We start from the raw sequence: 20985 nt of genomic DNA on the forward strand, positions 1-20985 counted from the left end.
CTGGCCAATCAACCAGATCGTGCTGAAAGTGGGGCCTGCACTGGCCGCAGGCTGCACCATGGTGCTGAAACCCTCCGAACTGACACCGCTGTCGGCGATTCTCTATGCCGAGGTGCTGCACGACGCCGGCGTGCCCGCGGGCGTCTTCAACCTGGTCCACGGCGAAGGCCCGGTGGTGGGCGCCGCGCTGTCACGCCACCCGGATATCGCCATGATGTCCTTCACCGGCTCCACCCGTGGCGGTGTCGCGGTGACACGGGATGCGGCGGAAACCGTCAAGAAGGTGGCGTTGGAGCTGGGCGGAAAATCCCCCAATCTGGTGTTTGCCGACTGCGATCTGGAAACCGCCATAGCCGAAGGGGTGGAGGCCTGTTTCATCAACACAGGCCAAAGTTGCGACGCCGCCACCCGGATGCTGGTGGAGCGCAGCGTCTATGGTCGCGCGGTGGAGTTGGCGCAGGCCAAGGCGGCAACGATGTCCGTGGGCACCCCGACGGAGCCGGGCGATCACATGGGTCCACTGTCCAGCGCGCAGCAATACGCCCGCGTGCAGGAGATGATCGAGGCAGGCGTCGCCGAAGGCGCGCGGTTAGTGGCCGGCGGCCCCGGCAAGCCGGAAGGCTTCGAGACCGGTTACTACGCCCAACCCACGGTTTTGGCTGACGTGAACAACACAATGCGCATTGCGCAGGAAGAGATTTTTGGTCCGGTGCTGGTGATGATCCCCTTCGACAGCGAGGAAGAAGCCATCGCCATCGCCAATGACACACCCTACGGCCTGTCGGCCTATGTGCAGACCGGTGACAGCGCCCGCGCAGGCCGCGTTGCCCGTGCCCTGCAGTCCGGCATGGTGAACGTGAACGGCGCTTTCCTTGGCGCAGGCTCCCCCTTCGGCGGGGTCAAAATGTCGGGGATCGGGCGCGAGGGCGGCCGCGAAGGCATCCTCGAATTCCTCGAAACCAAGGTGATCGCCGCTCCTTGACTGGGGCCGCAAGAACGGACCAGCGCCATGAAGAACCTCCGCCGCATCTACGACGCCCACGCCTACGACACCGAAGTCCCGGTCGACAGCTACTGGGAGGCCACGCTGCCCGCCGCCCCTGCCTGTCCCGCGCTGGACGGCGACCGGCGCGTGGGTGTCGCGATAATTGGTGCCGGCTACACAGGCCTCAGCGCGGCACTGCATCTGGCCCGCGACCATAGCGACGCGCCGCTGGTGATCGACGCAGCCCAGCCCGGCTGGGGCGCCTCGGGGCGCAATGCCGGCTTCTGCGGCTTCGGCGGTGCCATGCTGTGCAACAGCGCCATCATCCGCCGCTTCGGCGAGGGCGGCCTGCGCGCCTTTTACAGCGCCCAGAAGGAGGCGGTTGCGCTGGTCCGCGATCTCACCTCGTCCAGCGGCATTGAGGCGGAGGCGCAGGAGGACGGTGAATACTGCCTGGCCCACAGCCCCCGCGCGGCGCGCGCCCTGCCGGAAATGGCCGCGGGCCTCAGCCGCTATGCCGGGGTGGACTGCCCGGTTCTGTCTGCCGAAGAGATGCGCCAGGAAGGCCTTCACGGCGATGGGTTCTACGGCGGGTTTTTGCTGCCCCATGGTTTCGGCCTGAATCCGGGTAAATACGTGGGCGGACTAGCCCGCCTGGCGAAGCAGGCCGGCACCGTGATCCACGGTGACACCCCGGCGCTCTCGGTACGGGAGGAGCCCGACGGCACTTACATTATTGAAACGCCATCAGGCCGGGTCCAGGCCGACAAGCTGATCATCGCCAGCAACGGCTACAGCAGCGACAACCTGCCGGACTGGCTGCGCGGGCGCTACCTGCCGGTGGTTTCGCACATCATGGTGACGCGCCCCCTCACCGAAGCCGAGAAACAGGCACAGGGCTGGACCACCCGGCGTATCGCCTATGACACTCGCAACCTGCTGCACTACTTCCGCCTGCTGCCGGACAACCGGGTGCTATTCGGGATGCGCGGCACCAGCAACATCACCCCCGGCTCCACGCTGCAGATGAAGCGCCAGATTCGCCGGGATTTTGAGGCGATGTTCCCGGCCCTGGCCACAGCGGAAACCGAATACCACTGGAGCGGCCTGGTTTGCCTGACCCGCGGCCTGACACCTTATGTCGGTCAGATCGGAGACTGGCAGCGCGCCTGGACCGGTTTCGGCTATCACGGCGGTGGCGTGGCCATGGCGACCTATACCGGTCGGCTGCTTGCGGGGTTTGCGGCCGGCAAACCCTGCAGTTCCCCCTTGCCGCAGCTAATGCAGGCAGAACCTGCAACCTTCCCCCTCCCGGGGTTCCGCCGCCTTATCCTGCCCCTAGCGTACACCTGCTACGGCGTCATGGATCTTCATTAGGGATTCTCATTTCCGTCGACCGACAATGCTCCCCATCCCTTGATGGGAATGATCCAAGTGAGACCTGCTCTCAATTCATTTTTCGCTTCAAAAATTGTTAAGCCTGTCGAACACTGGCTTCAGGAGCAATGGTGCGGATAGCTGCATGAGTTCTTGCCTGCACAGAGCATCGCAACCAGTGCTAACTACGAATGTCCACTCCGGCAGTCGTCCACCATTGCATTTGCAACTAGAGTGAACGACCGCCGCCCTCCCTTTCAACGGATCGCCGTAGGCAATATGGGCAGTTTGCTGCCTTTGAAGCAGCTCGCAGCGAATTTTCACTTTGTCCTGTGTGGATGGCTCCTGCAAAGCGAGACATTTTTGAGGTGATTTGCATTTTGTCAGAAGCGGTCTTGTCTTCGGCCTTTGGACGCGGTGCACGTGACCGCTGGCCCTGATGGTTTACGCGATCCAAGTCCCCATCCTCGCAAACGGACATGGATTGTCCTGGACAAAGCCCGGGGTATCTTGGGATTGCGGCTGACTCATTTGCCATCACTTCATTGGTCTTGCTGTCTCAGTTTCTGTTCCTTTCGATGTCAGACTGTCCTGATCCTGTAGGGTTCGTTGCGCGTGAGCACCGCCCAGATTATCCGCGCCGTTTTGTTTGCCATCGCCACAGCTGCAAGCTTGGCAGGTTTTCGTTCCAGAAGGTCTGCGAACCAGGGATCAAATCGCTCCGGCGCGCTCTTGATCTGTTTCATACGGGAAGTCATGCCAACGACCATCAGGTGGCGAATGTAGCGGTCGCCCATCTTTGATATGCGGCCCAACCGCTCTTTGGCTCCGGTCGAACGGTTGATCGGCGTCGGGCCCAACCATGCCGAGAAGTCCCTGCCACACCTGAACTGTGCCGCGCTGCCAACCGTCGCGACAATGGCCGACGCTGTGATTGGCCCAATACCGGGGATCGTCTGAAGAAAAGCGATCCGCGGCTCCGACTTCGCCTCTAGTGTCAGCTTGCGACCGTACCAGAGCACCCGCCCATGCAGGGCCAAGAGTTGTTCACCGAGACGATGATGGTGTCCAGCGCAACTGGCGGAAGATCCAGGGCTTGCCCTTGGACTGTGCATTTCGCGAACCGGACGGCGTGACCAACGCCCTGGGCAAAGACGATGCCGAACTCCGCCAGCAGCCCACGGAGCATGTTGATCGTCTGGGTCCTTTGATGGCACCGTGGGTCATCAAGGGGGCGATGGATGGCGAGGCCTTCACAGCCTACGTCGAGATGGTGCTGGTCTCGGAACTGGAACCCGGAACCGTCGTGATCCTGGACAACCTCGCGACGCACAAGAATGCCGCTGCGGCCAAAGCCATGCGCAAAGCCGGATGTTGGTTCCTGTTTCTGCCGCCCTATAGCCCCGATCTCAACCCGATCGAGATGGCATTCTCGAAACTCAAAGCGCACCTGCGCAGGATCGGCACACGGTTCTTCACGGACATGTTCCACGCTCCCACGGAAATCTGTGAACTCTTCTCACCAGAAGAGTGCTGGAATTACTTCAAGGCTGCCGGGTATGTCTCAGGTTAAAGGTCGGGTGCTTTAGGATGGACCGTCGAGACGTGGACAAAGCCAACAATCGTCTCAATTGGCCAAATGACTGGTTTTGGCCCAAGCAGTTAGGTCGGATCCGTGGATATTTCGATATGCCGTCATTCGTTGCTTTGTAATAAGAGCAGTTTTCGCGATAATGACAGCTGGCCAACAATCACCAAGTAATCCGTATTGGCGACATCGCCCAGACCATTATGGCCTCTACATCTGTTCTGTTGCGAAACCGGTGCGCGATCATTGAGGGATAGGAAAAACTGTCGCCTTCGCGCAAGACGATAATTTCATCGCCAAGGCGCAGTTCGACTTCACCGCTCAGGACAATTGCATGTTGTTCCCCTTCAAAGGAATAGCCTTCCAGTGGTTCAGGGGGGGTGCCAGCACCAGGACGAAATCGGGACAGTATCAGGTAGCATTGGCCGGATAGCGTGCTCGAAAGTAGCTCATCCTCGAACCCCAACTCGTCTGTCGAGCGCGTATACATGGCCGACAGGGCCCGGCGATTCTCGCCTCGGACAACATGTTTGCGCTCTAACGGGCCATTGCCGGTTTGCTTGGGAAAGAACCAATTGGGATCGACCGAAAGCGCAGTACTGATTTCCTGCAATAGCTCGGCCGATACTTTGGCCGACCCCAACTCAATACGGCTGAGGTAGGCCTTGGAACAGGACACCACCTCTGAGAGATCTTTTAACGTAAGCCCTCGAGCCTTGCGCACTTCGCGAATTTCACTGCCAAGCCGTTGGGCTTCGGTCTGAGATAGATCGTTATTCATGCATTCGGGATAAATGATTAATGTTGACTTTTCGAGTGAAAATCAACCTAGTTGAAAAAGTGGGGAATAATCAACTGATTTTCGACCGACTGGGAGGATGCTATGCGCTTTGATTTGATTGCCAATTTTAGCCCTGGCGAGACGATTCCCTGGGCGCGCACGCTGGATATGATCCTCGAACAGTGTTCACTGGCCGAGCAGGCGGGTTTCACAACCGCATGGTTCACCGAGCATCACTTTGCCCATAACGGATATATGAATGCGCCGCCCAACCCGATCCAGATGGGCACCCATGTGGCCGCGCATTGCAAGAAACTGCGGGTGGGCACGGCGCCAATCATCCTGCCGGACTGGCATCCTTTGCGCGTGGCCGAAGATGCCGCGATGCTTGATAACATGACGCAGGGGCGTTTCGATTTCGGCGTTGCCAAGGGTATCAACGAACGCTCGACCATCCAGTTCAACAAGGATGCGGACCGGCGCGAAAATTCCAAGGTCATGCGGCTCTATCAGGAAAGCCTTGAGATTATCCTGAAGGCCTGGACCAACGAGGCGTTCACCCATCACGGCGAGTTCTATCAATTCCCGGTTCCCGGCTGGAAAGAGACCAACCGGTTCTTTGACCCTCTGGACCCGCGTTATCACGGCGAGGATGGTGAATACAAAGCGATGTATGTGCATCCACGCCCCTATTCCAACCCTCATCCGCCGGTCTGGCTGATGTCAAATGCCCCGCCCACGTTCAAACTGGCTGGTGAGCGCGGTTGGGGTGTGATCTCTATGGCGGCGGGCGCCAAGGCGACACTGGCCTGTTGGGAGCCTTACCGCGACGCCCTGTCGCAACGCGAAGCGCGCGAGGTGAAGCTTGGCGAATGTGTCGGTGTCTGCACGGCTTTTTATGTGGGTGAAAGCATGGAAGAGGCTGTGAATACCATTCGTGGCCCGATCAATGCCTATTACGAGTTCCTCGGCGGGTCGCGTCCCAAGGGTGAATGGACCAAAGCCGGTTATCTGGATGTCGGCGAAGAGATGACCCCCGAAGATGAGGACATGGACTGGTTCGATTTCCTCAACAAACGCGGGATCATCGTGGTGGGCGATGCCGAATATGTCGCGGACCGGTTTGCAGAGCGGCAGGAAACCATCGGCCTCGATCACCTTATGCTGATGCAGCAATACACCGGTGTGCCCTACGAGAAAATTCTGGCCAGCTGGCATCGCCTGTTCGAGCGCGTCGTTCCCAAATTCGGCACGCAGTCTATCGCGCAGAAAAGGATGTTGGAACATGCTTGAGATTTGGGGGCGACCCTATTCGTCGAACGTCATCCCGGTCATCTGGACAGCGAATGAGTTTGGGCTGGACTACACCCTGCAACTTGCCGGGGGCAGCTTTGGTAAACTCGATACTGAACTTTACGCACAGATCAATCCCAACCGGATGATTCCGGCGATCCGCGACGGTGATTTTGCGCTATGGGAAAGCCTGGCCATCGTGCGGTATCTCTGTGACCGGTACGGTGCGGGAACGCTAAGCCCTTCCGACATTCAGACCCGTGCAATTGCGGATCAATGGATGGAGTGGTCGGCCAGCCGCGCCTTTGGGCCAGTGATCTACCTGTTCTTCGCAACCGTGCGCACGCAACCCGATCAGCGCGACCCGAAGAAAATAGCCAAACTGCGCGACGAAGCGCATGAGGCGCTGACCATTCTTGATCAGCACCTTGCGGACAAAGCCTATGTCTGCGGCGACAGCTTTACCATGGCGGATATTCCGTTGGGCTGCGTGGCCTATCGTTACTTCAACGTCGAGGTCGACCGCCCGCCCTTGCCCAATGTCGAGGCCTGGTATCAGCGGCTGGCGGAACGTCCCGCCTATCGGGATCACGTCATGCGCCCTTTCGGGACAAACCCTGATGAATGGGCTGCGCTGGAAAAAGCTTGCGCCAGCGAAGGGGTGCTATAGTGGACGTCCGGGACTATCGCCGCGCACTTGGTGCCTTTCCGACGGGGGTGACCATCGTAGCCACCTATGACGCAGACGGGGAACCGTGGGGCCTGACCGCCAATTCATTTACGTCGGTCTCACTGCAGCTGCCGGTGATCTCGGTCTGTGTCGCGAAATCTGGCCGGGTCTTTCCGACGCTGTCGCAATCGGATCATTTCGCGGTCAACATCCTGTCGGCCGAGCAGAAAGACCTTGCGATGCACTTCGCCAGTGATGTCGAAAACCGGTTTACCGACACCGAATGGACTGCTGGAACCGCCACGCCCTTGATCCCCGGTGCCTCGGCGCAATTGGAGTGCACGGTTCACAGCAGGGTCGATGCAGACGATCATGAGATCCTTCTGGGCCGCGTCGTCAACTACGCCCACGCGCCCGTTCCGCCACTTGTCTTTTGCCGCGGCGCGTTCTTCTCCGCGCCGCAACCCGAGGTTTCTTCATGAGCGATCACCTGACATATCACACCCGCTTCAGCCCCGATGAGTTCGACGCGCAATACAATCTGCGGGCCGGGCGACCGGACTATGAAGCCACTGTCATTCCCGCCTGGAACCGCGATAGCGAGGCCGCGCGCGCCGCATCTGATTGCAGCCTCGATATCCGGTATGGGGAAGGCGAAAAACAAAAACTGGATGTCTTCCGCTGTCCGGACGCGACTGCGCCGACGTTGGTGTATGTGCATGGCGGTTATTGGCAGCGCGGCGACAAATCGATCTACAGCTTCATTGCGCCGCCCTTTGTTACGGCGGGGTTCAATGTTGTTGTCGTCGGCTACGATCTTTGCCCATCGGTGACCATCACCCGTATTTCCGAAGAAATCCGCGAAGCGATGGCATATATTTGGCGCAATGCGGGCGATCTTGGCATCAATCCAGACCGGATCACCGTGATGGGCCACTCGGCTGGTGGCCATATCACTCAGATGATGCTGGGGACCAACTGGCCGGCTTTCGGCGACGATCTTCCTGCGGACCTGATCAAATCCGGCATCCCGGTGTCACCGCTCAGTTACCTCGAACCGGTGCGCCTGACTGAGGCGCTCAATTCCGGTATCCGGATGACCCCGGAAGAAGCCGAGGCCGAAAGCCCGATGACCAACCATCCCCCGGTTACAAATGCGCCGCAATTGGTCGTTGTCGGCGGCGCGGAGACGGACGAATTCCACCGTCAAGCGCGCATGTATGTCGAAAAATACGAAACCCCAAACCGTCAGATGAGCCTCTATTTCGTGCCGGACGTCGATCACTTTGATGAACTGAATGTGCTGGTCGACCCGGCAAGCCCCTTCTTCAAACACACTTGCGATATGCTTCAAGGAAAAGGACCGCAATCATGACCGCTGTGACCCGAGCCCTCGTCGACTCTGTCGGCAACGCGTTCAATGCCAACGACATCGACGCTGTGATGAAGCACTTCGCTGAGGATGCAACATTTGATCATGCCGTGGGCCCCGAGGAACACGGCGTGCGCCTTGAGGGCGCCCAGACCATTCGCAGCGCCTTTGCCGCCTTGTTTGACAAGGTCGAGAACGTGCATTGGGAAACGCTCGACTGCACCATTTCCGGAAACAAGGCCTATTGCGAATATCGCCGTACAGCCATGCACAAAGATGGCGCGAAAGAAGAGTTTCTAAGCGTCGATATTTTGACCTACCGAGACGGGCTGATTGTTCATAAAGACACATATTACAAGCAACGAACAAGCTGATCCGACAGCCATTGACACAGCCAGGCACGCAGCAGTTTTGTTGGATGGAACCCAAATCGCTTTGACAAACCGCTGCGCTGTCAATCAAACTTCGTTCCGCGCAATCCGGTTTCGCGCAAACAAGATACGAAAGCCCGCTAAGGGCTTTGCTTGAACGATTTGCGGCGTCTCCACCACCTCGGGGTCGAAGCCGAACTGGCTGGTATACTGCGACTCGTCGGTGGTGTTCGGGATGCCGTACCAGACGTCGAAGCCCTGATCGGTCGGAAAGCGTCCCGGCTGATCGCCGAGATGCCATTTGCCGCACATGCCCGTCCGATAGCCTGCCTGCGAGAACAGCTCCGCAATCGTTACTTCCCATCCAACCATGCCATAGGGCAGCCCCCAGACCACCTTGGTCGTGCCTGATCTGATCGGATGTCGTCCGGTCATGAAGGCTGAGCGGGACGGCGTGCATTGGGGCTCGACATTATAGTTGAGAAGCTTCAATCCTTCTTCGGCCAGCCCGTCGAGCCGAGGTGTTTGGGCGCCGCGCAGGATACCGCCGCCATAGGTCCCGATCTCACCCCAACCGAGGTTGTCGGTCATCATGACAACGACGTTGGGCCTCTGTGTCTCTTGAGCACCTAACGCCGTTGCCGTAAGCACTGCTGCAGCCGCAACGCCCAACACCCGCAATGAAAGTAAGTGCATTGTCTGCTCCCCGGTCTCGTTTTGCCCGTCGAATGGCAAGTCCTGCATGCGTGATCGACGGCGGCTTTTCGTACAGAAAGCAAATTTTTAGGACGATCGTACTATTTGATTGCTATGGTTGTAAAAGCTCGTGGACAGCCGAGGCAGAGGACTGAACTGTGAAGTTGGAGAACCGGATCGCTACTTTCGTTCCCGATAGGACGACGAAACTCCTTCAGGATCTGGTCGCCCAGCGCCCTATCGCGCTTGCTGATCCATCGGAGGCGAAGGGGATCAGGACACAGCGCCGGATACTCGACGGCGCCTTCAAGCTGTTCATCAGCGTGCCGCTGGAGAAATTCACGATGCGCAACCTTGCCTCAGAGGTCGGCATAAAGCTGGGCAACCTGACGTATTACTACCCTTCCAAGTCCGATCTCGTTGAGTCCATGGTGCGCGACCGGATGGCGGACTACGCGCAAGAGATTCTCTCGCTCCTGCAGATTTCCGAGGGCTCCCCGCAGGACGCGCTCGAAAGGACCATCGTCATGCTGGTGCAGGACTTGCGACGGCCGGATATCGCATTCTTTCCGCAGCTCTGGGCGATGTCCCTGCACGATCCAGACATCGCGATCTGGACCGACAAACTCCATGAGATGGAGCGCCAGTTGATAGAGGGCCTGATCGGCGCCACGCGGCGCGATTGGGATCCCGATGCCTGCTCGGCTCTGGCCCTTCACATCACGGCATCGATCGAAGGCCTGACCCTGTTCATTGGTCAAGACCGAAGGAGTGCCGGTATCTACAGGGCACCAGAGGAGGAGATCATCAGACTTCTGCGCGACAGCTTGCTTGTAGAGTGACATCGATCGCAGATGTCGCCGCCGATCATGCGACTTGCCGGATCCGAAGGCCGGTCAAAGGATCGACCAAGGCCCCAGCGGTGTCCAGGACGAATGGCATTGATGGCGTATCGAAGGCAGTTGAGGTCAAGATGATCCAGGTCCGCTTCGTCCGCAATCTGTGATTTGGTCCCCTTCGATTTGCCGCGCCTTGCATGAACGGCGCCTTTTTGCATCGCGGCGCGCACACCTGTTCACGCAGTCGCAGCAAAATTCGTGCCGCGTGCGCACGCGGCGAAAAAAAATTCACGGGTTGGACTCAAAGCCACCAACCGCCAAATTGCATCACCAGGCCACACCCCGCAAAGAAAAACCCCGCCGGAACCGGCGGGGTTTTCTGTCTGTTTCACCTGACAGGGATCAGTGCGCGTGGCCCTTGTCCCAGTCTTCCTGCTTGGGCAGGATCTCGAACGTGTGTTCCGGCGGCGGCGAGGGCAGGGTCCACTCCAGCGTATCGGCGTACTCGTTCCAATAGTTGTTCTGGGTCACCCGTGCGCCGCGCTTGAGCGCATAGAACACGATGCCGAAGAACAGCAGGAACGAGGCAAACGAGATGAACGCGCCCCAGGACGAGACCAGGTTCCACTTCGCGAACGCTTCGGGATAGTCGATATAGCGGCGCGGCATGCCCTGACGGCCCAGGAAGTGCTGCGGGAAGAAGGTCAGGTTGGCGCCGATGAAGAACAGCCAGAAATGAATCTTCGCCCAGAACTCGGAATACTGCCGCCCGGTCATCTTGCCGAAGTAGAAGTAGACCCCGGCAAAGATCGCGAACACCGCACCCAGGCTCATCACATAGTGGAAATGCGCCACCACGTAATAGGTGTCATGATAGGCCCGGTCCACGCCCGCCTGGCTCAGCACCACGCCGGTCACGCCGCCTACGGTGAACAGGAACAGGAACCCCATCGCGAACATCATCGGGGCCTTGAACTCGATCGAACCGCCCCACATGGTCGCGATCCACGAGAACACCTTGACGCCAGTGGGCACCGCGATGACCATCGTGGCCAGCATGAAATAGGCCTGCTGACGCAGCGACATGCCGACGGTGTACATGTGGTGCGCCCACACGACAAAGCCCAGAACACCAATCGCGATGATCGCCCAGACCATCGGCAGATAGCCAAAGATCGGCTTGCGCGAGAAGGTGGCGATGACATGGCTGATGATGCCGAACCCGGGCAGGATCACGATATACACTTCCGGGTGGCCAAAGAACCACAGGATGTGCTGATACAGGATCGGATCGCCGCCACCGGCCGGATCAAAGAAGGTAAAGCCGAAATTGCGGTCCATCAGCAGCATGGTGATCGCGCCCGCCAGCACCGGCAGGCTCAGCAGGATCAGCCACGAGGTGACAAAGATCGACCAGGAAAACAGCGGCACCTTGAACAGGGTCATGCCCGGCGCACGCATGTTCAGGAAGGTGGTGATCATGTTGATCGCGCCGAGGATCGAGGAGGCGCCCGATACGTGCACGGCAAAGATCGCCAGATCCATCGACATGCCGCCCTCGGTCGTCGACAGCGGCGGGTACAGAACCCAGCCCACACCAGACCCAAGCTGGTCATTGCCACCCGGAGACAGCAGCGACGCAACACCCAGCGAGGTGCCCGCAACGTAAAGCCAGAGGCTCAGGTTGTTCATCCGCGGGAACGCCATATCCGGCGCGCCGATCTGCAACGGCATGAAATAGTTGCCGAAACCACCAAAAAGCGCCGGGATGACCACAAAGAACATCATCAGCACGCCGTGATAGGTGATCATCACGTTCCAGACATGCCCGTTGGGGGTGCAGGGGTCGGCCATGAAGCCTTCCAGGCACATGTACTGAACGCCCGGATGCATCAGCTCAAGCCGCATGTAGACGGTCATCATGACCGAGATCAGACCGGCGATCGCCGAGAATATCAGGTACAGAATCCCGATATCCTTGTGGTTGGTCGACATGAACCACCGGGTAAAGAACCCGCGCTGGTCTTCATGGTCATGACCGTGAATGGCTGCGTCTGCCATTTAGGTGCCTCCTGTTGCAACTTAACCGCGCAGCCGAAACGCTCCGGCGCGCGGGGATTCCTGCCGGTTTTAGAATGCGAAGGCCCTGCCTTCAATGGCGGAGTTTGATCTGGATCAAGATAAATGGCCGCACCCCCCTTGAAGAGAGGAGGAGAGAGAATGGCAAGCCAAGCTTGATTTCACGTTGCGGTGCCGTCGCTGCCTTCCGTCGCTTCCCATTCTTCGATTGCCGTCAGCTCCGTGTAGGCGAATAAATATAGCGATGCTGCGAAAGGGCCGCTATTCTCGAAATAGGAGAAATGAATGTCGCGCCGACTTGCCGCAATTCTAAGCATCGACGTAGTTGCATATTCGCGCCTTATGGAACGCGACGAAAGCCGAACGCTTCGCGCGCTGAAGTCCCACCGTGCAGAATTGATTGAACCTTGCGCCCAGCTCTACGGCGGCAAAACGATCAAATTGATGGGCGACGGCGCGTTGATGGAGTTCGCCAGCGCCGTTGATGCCGTCCGCTTCGCCGTGGCGGTTCAGCTTGGGATGCATGAACGGAATGCGGGGGCCGGTAGCGACCAAAGTATCGTGTTTCGGATAGGCGTGAATGTCGGTGACGTTATTGCCGAAAAGGGCGATTTGCACGGTGACGGGGTCAACCTGGCTGCACGGTTGGAGGGATTGGCGGATCCGGGCGGTGTCTGCATCCACCGCAGCGTTCACGATCAGATCAGTGGAAAGCTTGACTTGAATTTTGAGGATCTGGGCGAAATTCAGGTCAAAAACATAGAAAGGCCGGTTCGCGCATTCAAAGTTGTCCTTGATGCCAAAGCCAATGCGCTGGGTGTTTCTCAAAAGAAAGCGCCTTCCTCAAACGGCGGTCACATGCGACGGAGAATGCTTATTTCCGCAGCGTGCGCGTTTCTGATCCTCGTTGTTGTTGCATTGTTGCAGCTGTGGAGACAAGAAAACGGAGTTGTTGCCACAAATGTATTGGCTCATCCGTTGCCGCCTGAACCTTCCATAGTGATAATACCTTTTGAAAACAGGTCGGATGACGTTGACATTGGTTATCTCGCCGAAGGGTTCGGCACGGCGTTAACAACGCAGCTTTCTAAGTTTCCTCAACTTTTCGTAATTGCAGGGTCAACGGCGATCACCTTCGCAGAAGATCCGGGCAGGCCAAGGGATATTGGTCGCGAACTGGGGGTTCGATATGTGTTGGTCGGCAGCATTCATAGCCGAGACGACATTCTTTCGGTCAATGCGACCCTCATTGAAGCCGAGAACGAACACGCGATCTGGTCGGAGCAATATGAGTTCAAGGTCGAGGATGTGTTCTCTGCTCAGGCTGCGCTTGTTCAGGAAATCACCACGACACTGAAGGGGGTCATCGAAGCAAAAGAGATTGCAGCCCTGAGGGAAACTCCAACTGACAATCTGGAGGCATATGACCTTTATCTGAGAGCGGTAGCAAAGAGCAATTCTCTGAACACTGCGGGCCGACAAGAGGCGATTGATCTACTGAAGAAAGCCATCGCTCAGGACCCGGATTTTCTGTCCGCGCATATTGAGTTGGGCGCTCGCTATCTCGGCCTCTGGCGTTTCAATGGAACAGACACCCCCGAAGAGACGCTGAATCTGGCCCGACATCATGTTGCCCGTGCTCTGGAGCTTGATCAGACGGACTACCGGGTCCAACACCGGTTGGGCCAAATTCACCTGTTTGCCGATCACGATCACGAACTGGCGTACAGCGCTTATCAACGTGCGCTGACTAGCAATCCCAACGATCCCGAAGTCCTTTACGATATGGGTTTCTTGCGCTCGTTGATGGGAGAGGCCGCAGAAGCCATCGAATGGAACAACAAAGCCAAAAGGGTCAACCCACGCTATCCCGGTTGGTATAACTTCAACGCGGCGCTTTCGAATTTCTTCGTGAAGAACTACGATCAGGCTCTCCTTCTGGCAAAGACAGGAATTGCCACTTATCCAAAGGCTCTGCCGCCTCGCCGAATCCTTGTCGCGACATTGGCCGAAATGGGTCGGCTGGAAGAAGCTCAGGCAGAGGCTGAGAATCTACTTGCTATCAACCCGAATTTCAGGATTTCCACCCACCGCAATACGCCGTTTCAGCACAAGGAAGATCAAGACCGATATTTTGACGCGATGCGCGCCGGTGGACTTCCCGACTGACCGATGTGATTGCAATCCATCCGCAATCCACCAGTACAAAACGAACAACCCCCCTCGAAAACCGGTACAATTCGTACAGTTTGCTGTACAAACCTGCGGCTTGACCCGGCGGGGTGGGTGGACCACAACTCTGGCAACAGCCCCACACAGAACGGATGGCCCACATGGATTATGATCCCGACAACATCTTCGCCAAGATCCTGCGCGGTGAAATTCCCTCGTCAAAGGTTTACGAAGATGACGACACGCTGGCCTTCATGGACATCATGCCGCGCGCCGACGGGCATCTGCTGGTGATACCGAAAACCCCTTGCCGCAATGTTCTGGACGCCTCGCCCGCGCAGTTGTCCGCCGTCATGCAGACGGTTCAAAAGATGGGTCACGCCGTCATGAAAGCCTTTGATGCTCAAGGGGTTACGGTTCAGCAGTTCAACGAGGCCGCGGGTGGGCAAGAGGTGTTTCACCTGCATTTCCATGTCCTCCCGCGTCACGAGGGCGACCGTTTGCGGCCACCGGGAAACATGGGGGACATGGCCGAGATTGCCGGTCACGCGGAAAAAATCCGGGCGGCGATTGGTTAATTTTTGCCGCCCCTCTTGAAGCTCCAGTTACTGGAGCAATTAGGTGGAACTGCGACACATCACAAAAGGGGCGCCGCCGCATGCCGCACGATCACTCGCACAAACACCACCACATAGACCCCCAAACCGGCGACACCCGAGTCGCCTGGGCCATCGCCGTCAACATGATCCTGACCCTGGCCCAGGTCATCGGGGGCATTCTGTCGGGATCGCTGGCGTTGATCGCCGACGCGCTGCACAATTTCTCGGACGCCATCGCGTTGATCATTGCCTTCTTCGCCCGCAAGATCGCTCGCCGACCAGCGGACGCGCGGATGAGTTTCGGCTATGGTCGCGCCGAGGTGATCGCCGCGCTGGTCAACTATACGACGCTTGTCGTTCTGTCATTTTACCTTATTTATGAAGGTATTATGCGGTTCTTTGAGCCTGAACCGATCAACGGTTGGATGGTGGTCTGGATTGCAGTTTTTGCATTGGTGGTTGATCTGATCACTGCGGCTTTGACCTATACCATGTCCAGGCAAAGCATGAACATCCGCGCGGCATTCATTCACAACGTGGCCGATGCCCTGGGGTCTGTGGCGGTCATCGTGGCCGGCATCGCGGTTATCGTGTTCGGCTGGACATGGGTCGACCCCGCCGTGACGCTCCTGATCGCCATCTACATCTTGTGGCACGTAAAGGCCGAAATCGGAGACACCATCCGCGTTCTGATGCTGGGAACACCCCACGATCTGAACCCGGAACAGGTGGCCGAGGCCATCGAAGCCACAGACGGAGTGCAGAGCGTACACCACATCCACCTGTGGAGCATGCAGGAGAACGAAGCAGCGCTAACAGCTCATGTGGTCGTGGAGCAGGGTCATTGGGGGCGGGCCGACAATATCAAAAGCCAAATTAAAGTGACTCTTCATGACCGGTTCAGCATCGAGCATGCGACGCTTGAAACTGAATGCGCCCATCACGCCTGCATTGAACCCAATCGGTTCGGACACGGCTAAGTTTTGAGTCGAAAATTAATTGCCGCTCCGATTTGGGTCGGAGCGGCGGACTCGTACTAATCACACTGAACGGTCAACTCGGACGGTCATCCAGGTATCCCGGTTTAACATCCCACTCACTCTTCGAATGGTGATTCCACTCTAAGGTATTTTGAGAACGTCCGCACCGGGATTCTGAAAAAATGGATTAAAACCCGCGTTAGATGACAATATCAAAGGAAAATTTTCTCCAGGTCGCGAAACATAGCCGTCAAATTTTGCAGATTGTTTTCCAGACCGGAGTTTTCGGTGCGAATTGGGCAATACCTCAACCTGAGTCGAACCAGTGCCGAACGTTGTCGTCAATTGGCTTTTACAGACCGGCGTCCGCTTTGAATACGTGGATCGGACGCTCGCCAAAAACGTCATCGAACGTCCTTATCAGCGCGTTGTCCACGTCTGCCATCGTGACCGGCAGGCCCAAATCCACCAACGACGTCACTCCATATTCGCTAATGCCGCAAGGGACGATTCCCGAGAAATGCTCCAAGTCCGGCTCCACATTGATCGATATGCCATGAAAGCTGACCCATTTTCGCAACCGGATCCCGATGGCCGCGATCTTGTCTTCAGCGTTTTGGCCAGTAGCGGTCAATGGCTTGTCACTCCGGCGAACCCAGACACCGACCCGTCCGTCGCGAATCTCGCCGGTTACATTGAACTCGGCCAGTGCCGAGATGACCCAGTTTTCAAGCTGCTTCACGAACTGTCGCACGTCATGACCGCGTTTGCCGACATCCAGCATGACATAGACGACTCTCTGGCCAGGTCCGTGATAAGTGTACTGGCCGCCCCGTTTGCTTTCATAGACCGGAAAACGGTTCGGGTCGGTAAGATCCTCGCGCCTTGCCGAGGTGCCCGCCGTGTAGAGAGGCGGGTGTTGCAACAGCCAGATGCATTCATTTGCTTCGCCCATCGCAATGGCCGACGAGCGTTGCTCCATGAACTCGACCGCCTCTCGGTAGTCGGTCAAACCGTCTGAGATCTTCCATTCCATGGCCGATCAATACCCCGATGTGGCCGCGGGTAAAAGGGGCAGTGATCAGGCCGCTTCGGTCAGGCAGCGCTGTATGATCCGACCATAGTTTTCTACACCTTGCGCGCCTGTCACCAGGTATTTTCCTCCGAACACCATTGCGGGCACGCCTGAAATACCCCTGCTGGACCAGAAACGCTGCTTTTCGCGAACCCGGGCCTTGTGTCCGCCTGATTCCAAAGCATCTTGGGCGGCTTGACTGTTCAAACCAGCAGCTTGTGCAGTAGCGATCAGGATGGTCAGTTCGGATACGTCCTTTTGGTCGGTGAAATATGCATTGAACAACGCCATTTTCAAAGCATGCTGCTGACCATCGCCTTCTGCCCAATCCAGCAACTGGTGCGCCTTGAAGGTATTCACGATCCGGCTTTCTTCATTGAAATTGAAGGTGAACCCAAGTTCAGCCCCTAGCTCGGCAAGTCTGTCGCGCGCCTGTTGGCTCTGCTCAGCGGTCGAGCCGTATTTTTCCATGATATGTTCCCTCAGGTTCTGGCCTTCGGGTCCCATATCGGGGTTCAATTCGAACGGGTGCCATCGCAGACGGGCAATGGCACCCGACTGGGCAAGCGCTTTCTCAAGTTGTTTGAACCCGACAATGCACCACGGGCAGACGACATCCGAAACAATATCGATCTGAATGACTGGACGGTCTTCTGCAGCTATCAATCGACGCTCCATTGTCGGTCGTATGATTACAGGTTTCTTACCAGATATGTGAAGTTGCCAAGAAATCAAACTGAAGTGTTTTTGCCTCTTCACATCGCTGGCATGAGCGTCTATACGCCCCTCACCAAGTCACAGGCGTGCGGTCGTGGCGGAATTGGTAGACGCGCAGCGTTGAGGTCGCTGTGGGGTAACTCCCGTGGAAGTTCGAGTCTTCTCGACCGCACCATTGGCAATACTGCCTGAATGTGTGAAGGCGGACATTCAAAGGCCTGCTGATTTGCAGGCTCACGCAAAGCCTACACTTCTTTCAATATGTGTTCTGCATTGTCGCCGCCGCAATCTCAGGTGTTGGCTCAATTCTAGTTGGAAGTCAAAATCTCGGCGGGATTTCGCCAGTTTGTGTGCAACTATGCAGACCTGGTATTTGCTCAATGCATGTGTAATACGGCACAATTTTCTTGGGGTCGTTTTCGATGCACATGAATTTTTCTACCAAGCGCCTTAAAACACGAGAGACTCATATGCAAATGTCTGCAGGAATGTGACCGATTTGCCATTCTCAAACAGCCTCTCCGGGCGCGCTCTGGTTTTTTCTGCAGCTGCACACAAGTGAATGACACAAAGGAACCAAAAACGCTGGATGGTGAAGGTTATGCTAGATATTTCAAGAAATACATCATTGGCTGCGCTCGTTGCTGCAACTGCAGCATTTCCGGCTGCGGCTGAACTGAAATACGAGAACGGCTCGGGCGGGTATGTTCTGTTGTATGGACAACTGCACCCTGCCATCATTTCCGTTGATGACGGGCAAGAGACGGATACCCGATTGCTGGACAACGATCTGTCGAACAGTCGTGTAGGCTTGCGTGCTTTCCAACCATTCGGGGCTAACGACTTTCAGTTCCGGTTTGAATCGGCCTTGGGTTTTCCGAACTCGACCGAGTGGAGCCAATTGGGTACGGATTTCGGTGGGTGGACCCGCACTGATATCCGGTTTGTCGACTTTTCGCTCAAAGGCGACTGGGGCAGGGCGTCTGCAGGTCAAGGCAGCATGGCTTCGGATGGCGCCGCCGAGGTTGACCTCTCATATGTCGGAACGGCACTATATTCCTTTACGAACGACGAGAACTCAGGCTTTTTCTATCGCGAATTGGGCGGTGCGCTGAGCGGTATCACGATTGGCGACACCAGTGATGATTTTGACGGCTCCCGCCGCGGCCGCATTCGCTATGACACTCCGGATTTCAACGGGATTTCAGCCAGTGTCGCCTGGGGGCAGAACATTCTGTCGTCCAGCGACGATGACGATTACTACGACGTCGCGGTCTACTATGAAAACACCTTTGCTGGTGGTGTCGAGTTTTCCGCCGGCGTCGCCTATGCCGTACGCGAACGGGACGACAATTCGGGCGACCGGAAAGATACGATCGGGTCTGCATCCGTTCTGTTACCAAGCGGGCTGAGCTTCACCGCTGCGGCAGGCACACGGGATGACGAAAGCGCCGGTGCGAGCGATCCCAGTTATTGGTATGGCAAGATTGCCTATGAAGGGGACTGGGTGTCCTGGGGTAAAACCGGTGTTGGCGTCGACTATTATAGCGGGGCCGATTTCGTAAATGACGGCTCGGACACCAAAGCTTGGGGCGTGGCCGTGGTTCAGAAGGTCGAAAGCATCAACACCGATGTGTACCTGAAATACCGCAATCACGACTTCGACGACGGCACCACTGGTTTCCAGAAGAACGAAACATGGGTTTTAGGCGCTCTTTGGAAGTTCTGATTTAGCAGCCTGACAATGCAGGTTTTTAGCGCCCCGGCCCAGGTTGGGGCGTTTTTGTTGGTAGAAATCGTGCCGAAACCGGATCGTTTCGGGATATGACCCTTGCACGCGGGCGGCGGGCAAAATAGAAGGCATCAAATTTTCCTGGCGCGCGGTTTCGTGCGCCCCGAATCCTATGGGGACTACCATAATGCAGGTTACCGAGACGCTGAACGAAGGTCTGAAACGCGGCTACAACATCGTCGTCACCGCTTCCGAGCTGGACGATAAGGTCAACGAAAAGCTGACAGAAGCGCAGCCGGAAATCGAGATGAAGGGCTTCCGCAAGGGTAAGGTGCCGATGGCGCTGCTGAAAAAGCAGTTCGGCCAGCGTCTGCTGGGCGAAGCGATGCAGGAAACCATTGACGGCGCGATGAACAAGCATTTTGAGGACAGCGGTGACCGCCCCGCGCTGCAGCCAGAGGTCAAGATGACCAACGAGGACTGGAAAGAAGGCGATGACGTTCATGTCGAAATGTCCTATGAAGCGCTTCCGAATATCCCCGAAGTCGATTTGAAGTCGATTGCGCTGGAAAAGCTGGTGGTCAAGGCGGACGATACGGCAATTGACGAGGCGCTGGCCAACCTGGCGGAAACCGCACAGAACTTCAAATCACGCCGCAAGGGCTCCAAAGCCAAGGACGGTGATCAGGTTGTCATCGATTTCGTGGGCAAGGTTGATGGCGAGGCATTCGAAGGCGGCTCGGCCGAGGATTACCCGTTGGTTCTCGGTTCCAACAGCTTTATTCCCGGTTTCGAAGAACAGCTGGTTGGCGTGAAGGCCGAAGAGGAAAAAGACGTCAACGTCACCTTCCCCGAAGAATACGGCGCCGAGCACCTGGCTGGAAAAGAAGCGGTATTCACCTGCACGATCAAAGAGGTGAAAGAACCGGTAGCCGCGGAGATTGATGACGAACTGGCCAAGAAATTCGGCGCCGAGGATCTGGTTGCCCTCAAAGGTCAGATCGCGGAACGTCTGGAGGCAGAATATGCTGGTGCTGCCCGCGCAGTGATGAAGCGCGGCCTGCTGGATGCACTGGACGATGTCGTCTCTTTCGATCTGCCGCCTTCACTGGTCGATTCAGAAGCCAAGCAGATCGCTCATCAGTTGTGGCACGAAGAAAACCCCGATGTGCACGACCACAACCACGGTGAGATTGAAGCAACCGACGAACATGTGAAGCTGGCTGAGCGTCGCGTACGTCTGGGCCTGTTGCTGGCGGATTTGGGACAGAAGGCCGAGGTCGAGGTGACCGACGCCGAAATGACCCAGGCGATTATGCAGCAGGCGCGCCAATATCCGGGCCAGGAGCGCCAATTCTTTGAATTCATCCAGAAAAACGCCCAGATGCAACAACAGCTGCGCGCGCCAATCTTTGAAGATAAAGTTGTGGACTATGTCTTTGAACTGGCCAACGTCAGCGACAAGGAAGTCAGCAAGGACGATCTGCAAAAGGCCGTAGAGGCGCTGGAAGAGGAATAATCCTCTTCTGGGCACTCGTGAAAACTAAAAAACGGAGCTGCCGGGAAACTGGCAGCTCCGTTTTTTTAGCTTCCGCAGGCCGAGGTGAGGGGGTCGGTCCTCGTTCGCGGAAGCGCGGGGAAATTGGGCGGAGCCGTCGA

At 57.1% G+C, this 20985-nt stretch carries 20 protein-coding genes and 1 tRNA gene; 15 read left to right on the plus strand and 6 right to left on the minus strand.

The genetic code is table 11. The features are described 5' to 3' along the window. The coding region (locus AC2FNB_RS13930) for an aldehyde dehydrogenase family protein (protein ID WP_496747244.1) at positions 1-982 on the plus strand (982 nt) is incomplete at its 5' end. 27 nt (positions 983-1009) lie between these two features. Beyond that, positions 1010-2362 (plus strand): NAD(P)/FAD-dependent oxidoreductase, encoded by a 1353-nt coding sequence (locus AC2FNB_RS13935; RefSeq protein WP_496747246.1) that lies wholly within the window; start codon positions 1010-1012, stop codon positions 2360-2362. Between the two features lie 581 nt (positions 2363-2943). Here AC2FNB_RS13935 and AC2FNB_RS13940 read toward each other — a convergent pair. Then, positions 2944-3402 carry a transposase gene (locus tag AC2FNB_RS13940; protein ID WP_496747248.1) on the minus strand — a complete coding sequence of 153 codons (459 nt, stop codon included), beginning with the start codon at positions 3400-3402 and terminating at the stop codon, positions 2944-2946. Between the two features lie 56 nt (positions 3403-3458). On the opposite strand from AC2FNB_RS13940, the gene AC2FNB_RS13945 reads away from it, so the two are divergent. Further along, on the plus strand, positions 3459-3935 hold the full coding sequence (locus AC2FNB_RS13945; protein ID WP_496747250.1) for a transposase: 477 nt from the start codon (positions 3459-3461) through the stop codon (positions 3933-3935). A 178-nt stretch (positions 3936-4113) separates the two neighbouring features. Here the strand turns inward: AC2FNB_RS13945 and AC2FNB_RS13950 are convergent, their stop codons facing one another. Next, on the minus strand, positions 4114-4731 hold the full coding sequence (locus tag AC2FNB_RS13950) for a helix-turn-helix domain-containing protein (protein ID WP_480748260.1): 618 nt from the start codon (positions 4729-4731) through the stop codon (positions 4114-4116). Between the two features lie 102 nt (positions 4732-4833). On the opposite strand from AC2FNB_RS13950, the gene AC2FNB_RS13955 reads away from it, so the two are divergent. The 5 genes from AC2FNB_RS13955 to AC2FNB_RS13975 are packed head-to-tail and all read left to right on the plus strand — an operon-like array spanning position 4834 to position 8440. Then, a complete protein-coding gene (locus tag AC2FNB_RS13955; RefSeq protein WP_496747252.1) occupies positions 4834-6024 on the plus strand; it encodes an LLM class flavin-dependent oxidoreductase in 1191 nt (396 codons plus the stop codon). Further along, positions 6017-6694: a glutathione S-transferase family protein gene (locus AC2FNB_RS13960; protein WP_496747255.1), complete on the plus strand. Its 678-nt coding sequence runs from the start codon at positions 6017-6019 to the stop codon at positions 6692-6694. The genes AC2FNB_RS13955 and AC2FNB_RS13960 overlap by 8 nt, the downstream gene beginning before the upstream one ends. Then, complete coding sequence (locus tag AC2FNB_RS13965) at positions 6694-7176, plus strand: flavin reductase family protein (protein ID WP_496747257.1); 483 nt, start codon at positions 6694-6696, stop codon at positions 7174-7176. The genes AC2FNB_RS13960 and AC2FNB_RS13965 overlap by 1 nt, the downstream gene beginning before the upstream one ends. Next, positions 7173-8069, plus strand: coding sequence for an alpha/beta hydrolase (locus AC2FNB_RS13970; protein ID WP_496747259.1), 897 nt, complete (start codon positions 7173-7175; stop codon positions 8067-8069). The genes AC2FNB_RS13965 and AC2FNB_RS13970 overlap by 4 nt, the downstream gene beginning before the upstream one ends. Beyond that, the gene (locus AC2FNB_RS13975; RefSeq protein WP_480748265.1) at positions 8066-8440 is read left to right on the plus strand and encodes a nuclear transport factor 2 family protein; all 375 of its coding nucleotides are present in this window, start codon (positions 8066-8068) and stop codon (positions 8438-8440) included. The genes AC2FNB_RS13970 and AC2FNB_RS13975 overlap by 4 nt, the downstream gene beginning before the upstream one ends. 84 nt (positions 8441-8524) lie before the next feature. Here AC2FNB_RS13975 and AC2FNB_RS13980 read toward each other — a convergent pair whose 3' ends face one another. Next, positions 8525-9133 carry a sulfatase-like hydrolase/transferase gene (locus AC2FNB_RS13980; protein ID WP_496747263.1) on the minus strand — a complete coding sequence of 203 codons (609 nt, stop codon included), beginning with the start codon at positions 9131-9133 and terminating at the stop codon, positions 8525-8527. Between the two features lie 158 nt (positions 9134-9291). Here AC2FNB_RS13980 and AC2FNB_RS13985 point away from each other — a divergent pair, with 158 nt between their 5' ends. Then, positions 9292-9975 carry a TetR/AcrR family transcriptional regulator gene (locus AC2FNB_RS13985; protein WP_496747265.1) on the plus strand — a complete coding sequence of 228 codons (684 nt, stop codon included), beginning with the start codon at positions 9292-9294 and terminating at the stop codon, positions 9973-9975. A 399-nt stretch (positions 9976-10374) separates the two neighbouring features. On the opposite strand, the gene ctaD is transcribed toward AC2FNB_RS13985, so the two are convergent. Beyond that, positions 10375-12033, minus strand: coding sequence for a cytochrome c oxidase subunit I (gene ctaD, locus AC2FNB_RS13990; protein WP_496747268.1), 1659 nt, complete (start codon positions 12031-12033; stop codon positions 10375-10377). Positions 12034-12336: 303 nt separating this feature from the next. On the opposite strand from ctaD, the gene AC2FNB_RS13995 reads away from it, so the two are divergent. The 3 genes from AC2FNB_RS13995 (at position 12337) to AC2FNB_RS14005 (ending at position 15802) form a co-directional block, all read left to right on the plus strand. Then, on the plus strand, positions 12337-14220 hold the full coding sequence (locus AC2FNB_RS13995) for a tetratricopeptide repeat protein (protein WP_496747270.1): 1884 nt from the start codon (positions 12337-12339) through the stop codon (positions 14218-14220). A 164-nt stretch (positions 14221-14384) separates the two neighbouring features. Then, a complete protein-coding gene (locus AC2FNB_RS14000; RefSeq protein WP_496747272.1) occupies positions 14385-14801 on the plus strand; it encodes an HIT family protein in 417 nt (138 codons plus the stop codon). Between the two features lie 80 nt (positions 14802-14881). Beyond that, positions 14882-15802 (plus strand): cation diffusion facilitator family transporter, encoded by a 921-nt coding sequence (locus AC2FNB_RS14005; protein ID WP_496747274.1) that lies wholly within the window; start codon positions 14882-14884, stop codon positions 15800-15802. Positions 15803-16154: 352 nt separating this feature from the next. Here the strand turns inward: AC2FNB_RS14005 and lipB are convergent, their stop codons facing one another. Further along, positions 16155-16838 carry a lipoyl(octanoyl) transferase LipB gene (gene lipB, locus AC2FNB_RS14010; RefSeq protein ID WP_496747276.1) on the minus strand — a complete coding sequence of 228 codons (684 nt, stop codon included), beginning with the start codon at positions 16836-16838 and terminating at the stop codon, positions 16155-16157. 45 nt (positions 16839-16883) lie between these two features. Beyond that, positions 16884-17555 (minus strand): DsbA family oxidoreductase, encoded by a 672-nt coding sequence (locus tag AC2FNB_RS14015; protein ID WP_496747277.1) that lies wholly within the window; start codon positions 17553-17555, stop codon positions 16884-16886. Between the two features lie 127 nt (positions 17556-17682). Between AC2FNB_RS14015 and AC2FNB_RS14020 the strand changes: the two genes are divergently transcribed. The 3 genes from AC2FNB_RS14020 to tig all read left to right on the plus strand — a co-directional run bounded on the left by AC2FNB_RS14020 (position 17683) and on the right by tig (position 20845). Continuing rightward, positions 17683-17769, plus strand: a tRNA-Leu gene (locus AC2FNB_RS14020). A gap of 453 nt (positions 17770-18222) precedes the next feature. Next, positions 18223-19323 carry a porin gene (locus tag AC2FNB_RS14025; RefSeq protein ID WP_496747281.1) on the plus strand — a complete coding sequence of 367 codons (1101 nt, stop codon included), beginning with the start codon at positions 18223-18225 and terminating at the stop codon, positions 19321-19323. A gap of 190 nt (positions 19324-19513) precedes the next feature. Continuing rightward, positions 19514-20845: a trigger factor gene (tig, locus tag AC2FNB_RS14030; RefSeq protein ID WP_496747285.1), complete on the plus strand. Its 1332-nt coding sequence runs from the start codon at positions 19514-19516 to the stop codon at positions 20843-20845. Positions 20846-20985: the final 140 nt, after the last annotated feature.

The sequence above is a fragment of the Ruegeria sp. BHSB058 genome (assembly GCF_059613285.1).

Bases quoted from the DNA above. Each gene is read 5' to 3' on its own strand.
- AC2FNB_RS13935 (WP_496747246.1), top strand. From the start codon at position 1,010: ATGAAGAACCTCCGCCGCATCTACGACGCCCACGCCTACGACACCGAA.
- AC2FNB_RS13950 (WP_480748260.1), bottom strand. From the start codon at position 4,731: ATGAATAACGATCTATCTCAGACCGAAGCCCAACGGCTTGGCAGTGAA.
- AC2FNB_RS13955 (WP_496747252.1), top strand. From the start codon at position 4,834: ATGCGCTTTGATTTGATTGCCAATTTTAGCCCTGGCGAGACGATTCCC.
- AC2FNB_RS13960 (WP_496747255.1), top strand. From the start codon at position 6,017: ATGCTTGAGATTTGGGGGCGACCCTATTCGTCGAACGTCATCCCGGTC.
- AC2FNB_RS13970 (WP_496747259.1), top strand. From the start codon at position 7,173: ATGAGCGATCACCTGACATATCACACCCGCTTCAGCCCCGATGAGTTC.
- AC2FNB_RS13975 (WP_480748265.1), top strand. From the start codon at position 8,066: ATGACCGCTGTGACCCGAGCCCTCGTCGACTCTGTCGGCAACGCGTTC.
- AC2FNB_RS13980 (WP_496747263.1), bottom strand. From the start codon at position 9,133: ATGCACTTACTTTCATTGCGGGTGTTGGGCGTTGCGGCTGCAGCAGTG.
- ctaD (WP_496747268.1), bottom strand. From the start codon at position 12,033: ATGGCAGACGCAGCCATTCACGGTCATGACCATGAAGACCAGCGCGGG.
- AC2FNB_RS13995 (WP_496747270.1), top strand. From the start codon at position 12,337: ATGTCGCGCCGACTTGCCGCAATTCTAAGCATCGACGTAGTTGCATAT.
- AC2FNB_RS14000 (WP_496747272.1), top strand. From the start codon at position 14,385: ATGGATTATGATCCCGACAACATCTTCGCCAAGATCCTGCGCGGTGAA.
- AC2FNB_RS14005 (WP_496747274.1), top strand. From the start codon at position 14,882: ATGCCGCACGATCACTCGCACAAACACCACCACATAGACCCCCAAACC.
- lipB (WP_496747276.1), bottom strand. From the start codon at position 16,838: ATGGAATGGAAGATCTCAGACGGTTTGACCGACTACCGAGAGGCGGTC.
- AC2FNB_RS14015 (WP_496747277.1), bottom strand. From the start codon at position 17,555: ATGGAGCGTCGATTGATAGCTGCAGAAGACCGTCCAGTCATTCAGATC.
- tig (WP_496747285.1), top strand. From the start codon at position 19,514: ATGCAGGTTACCGAGACGCTGAACGAAGGTCTGAAACGCGGCTACAAC.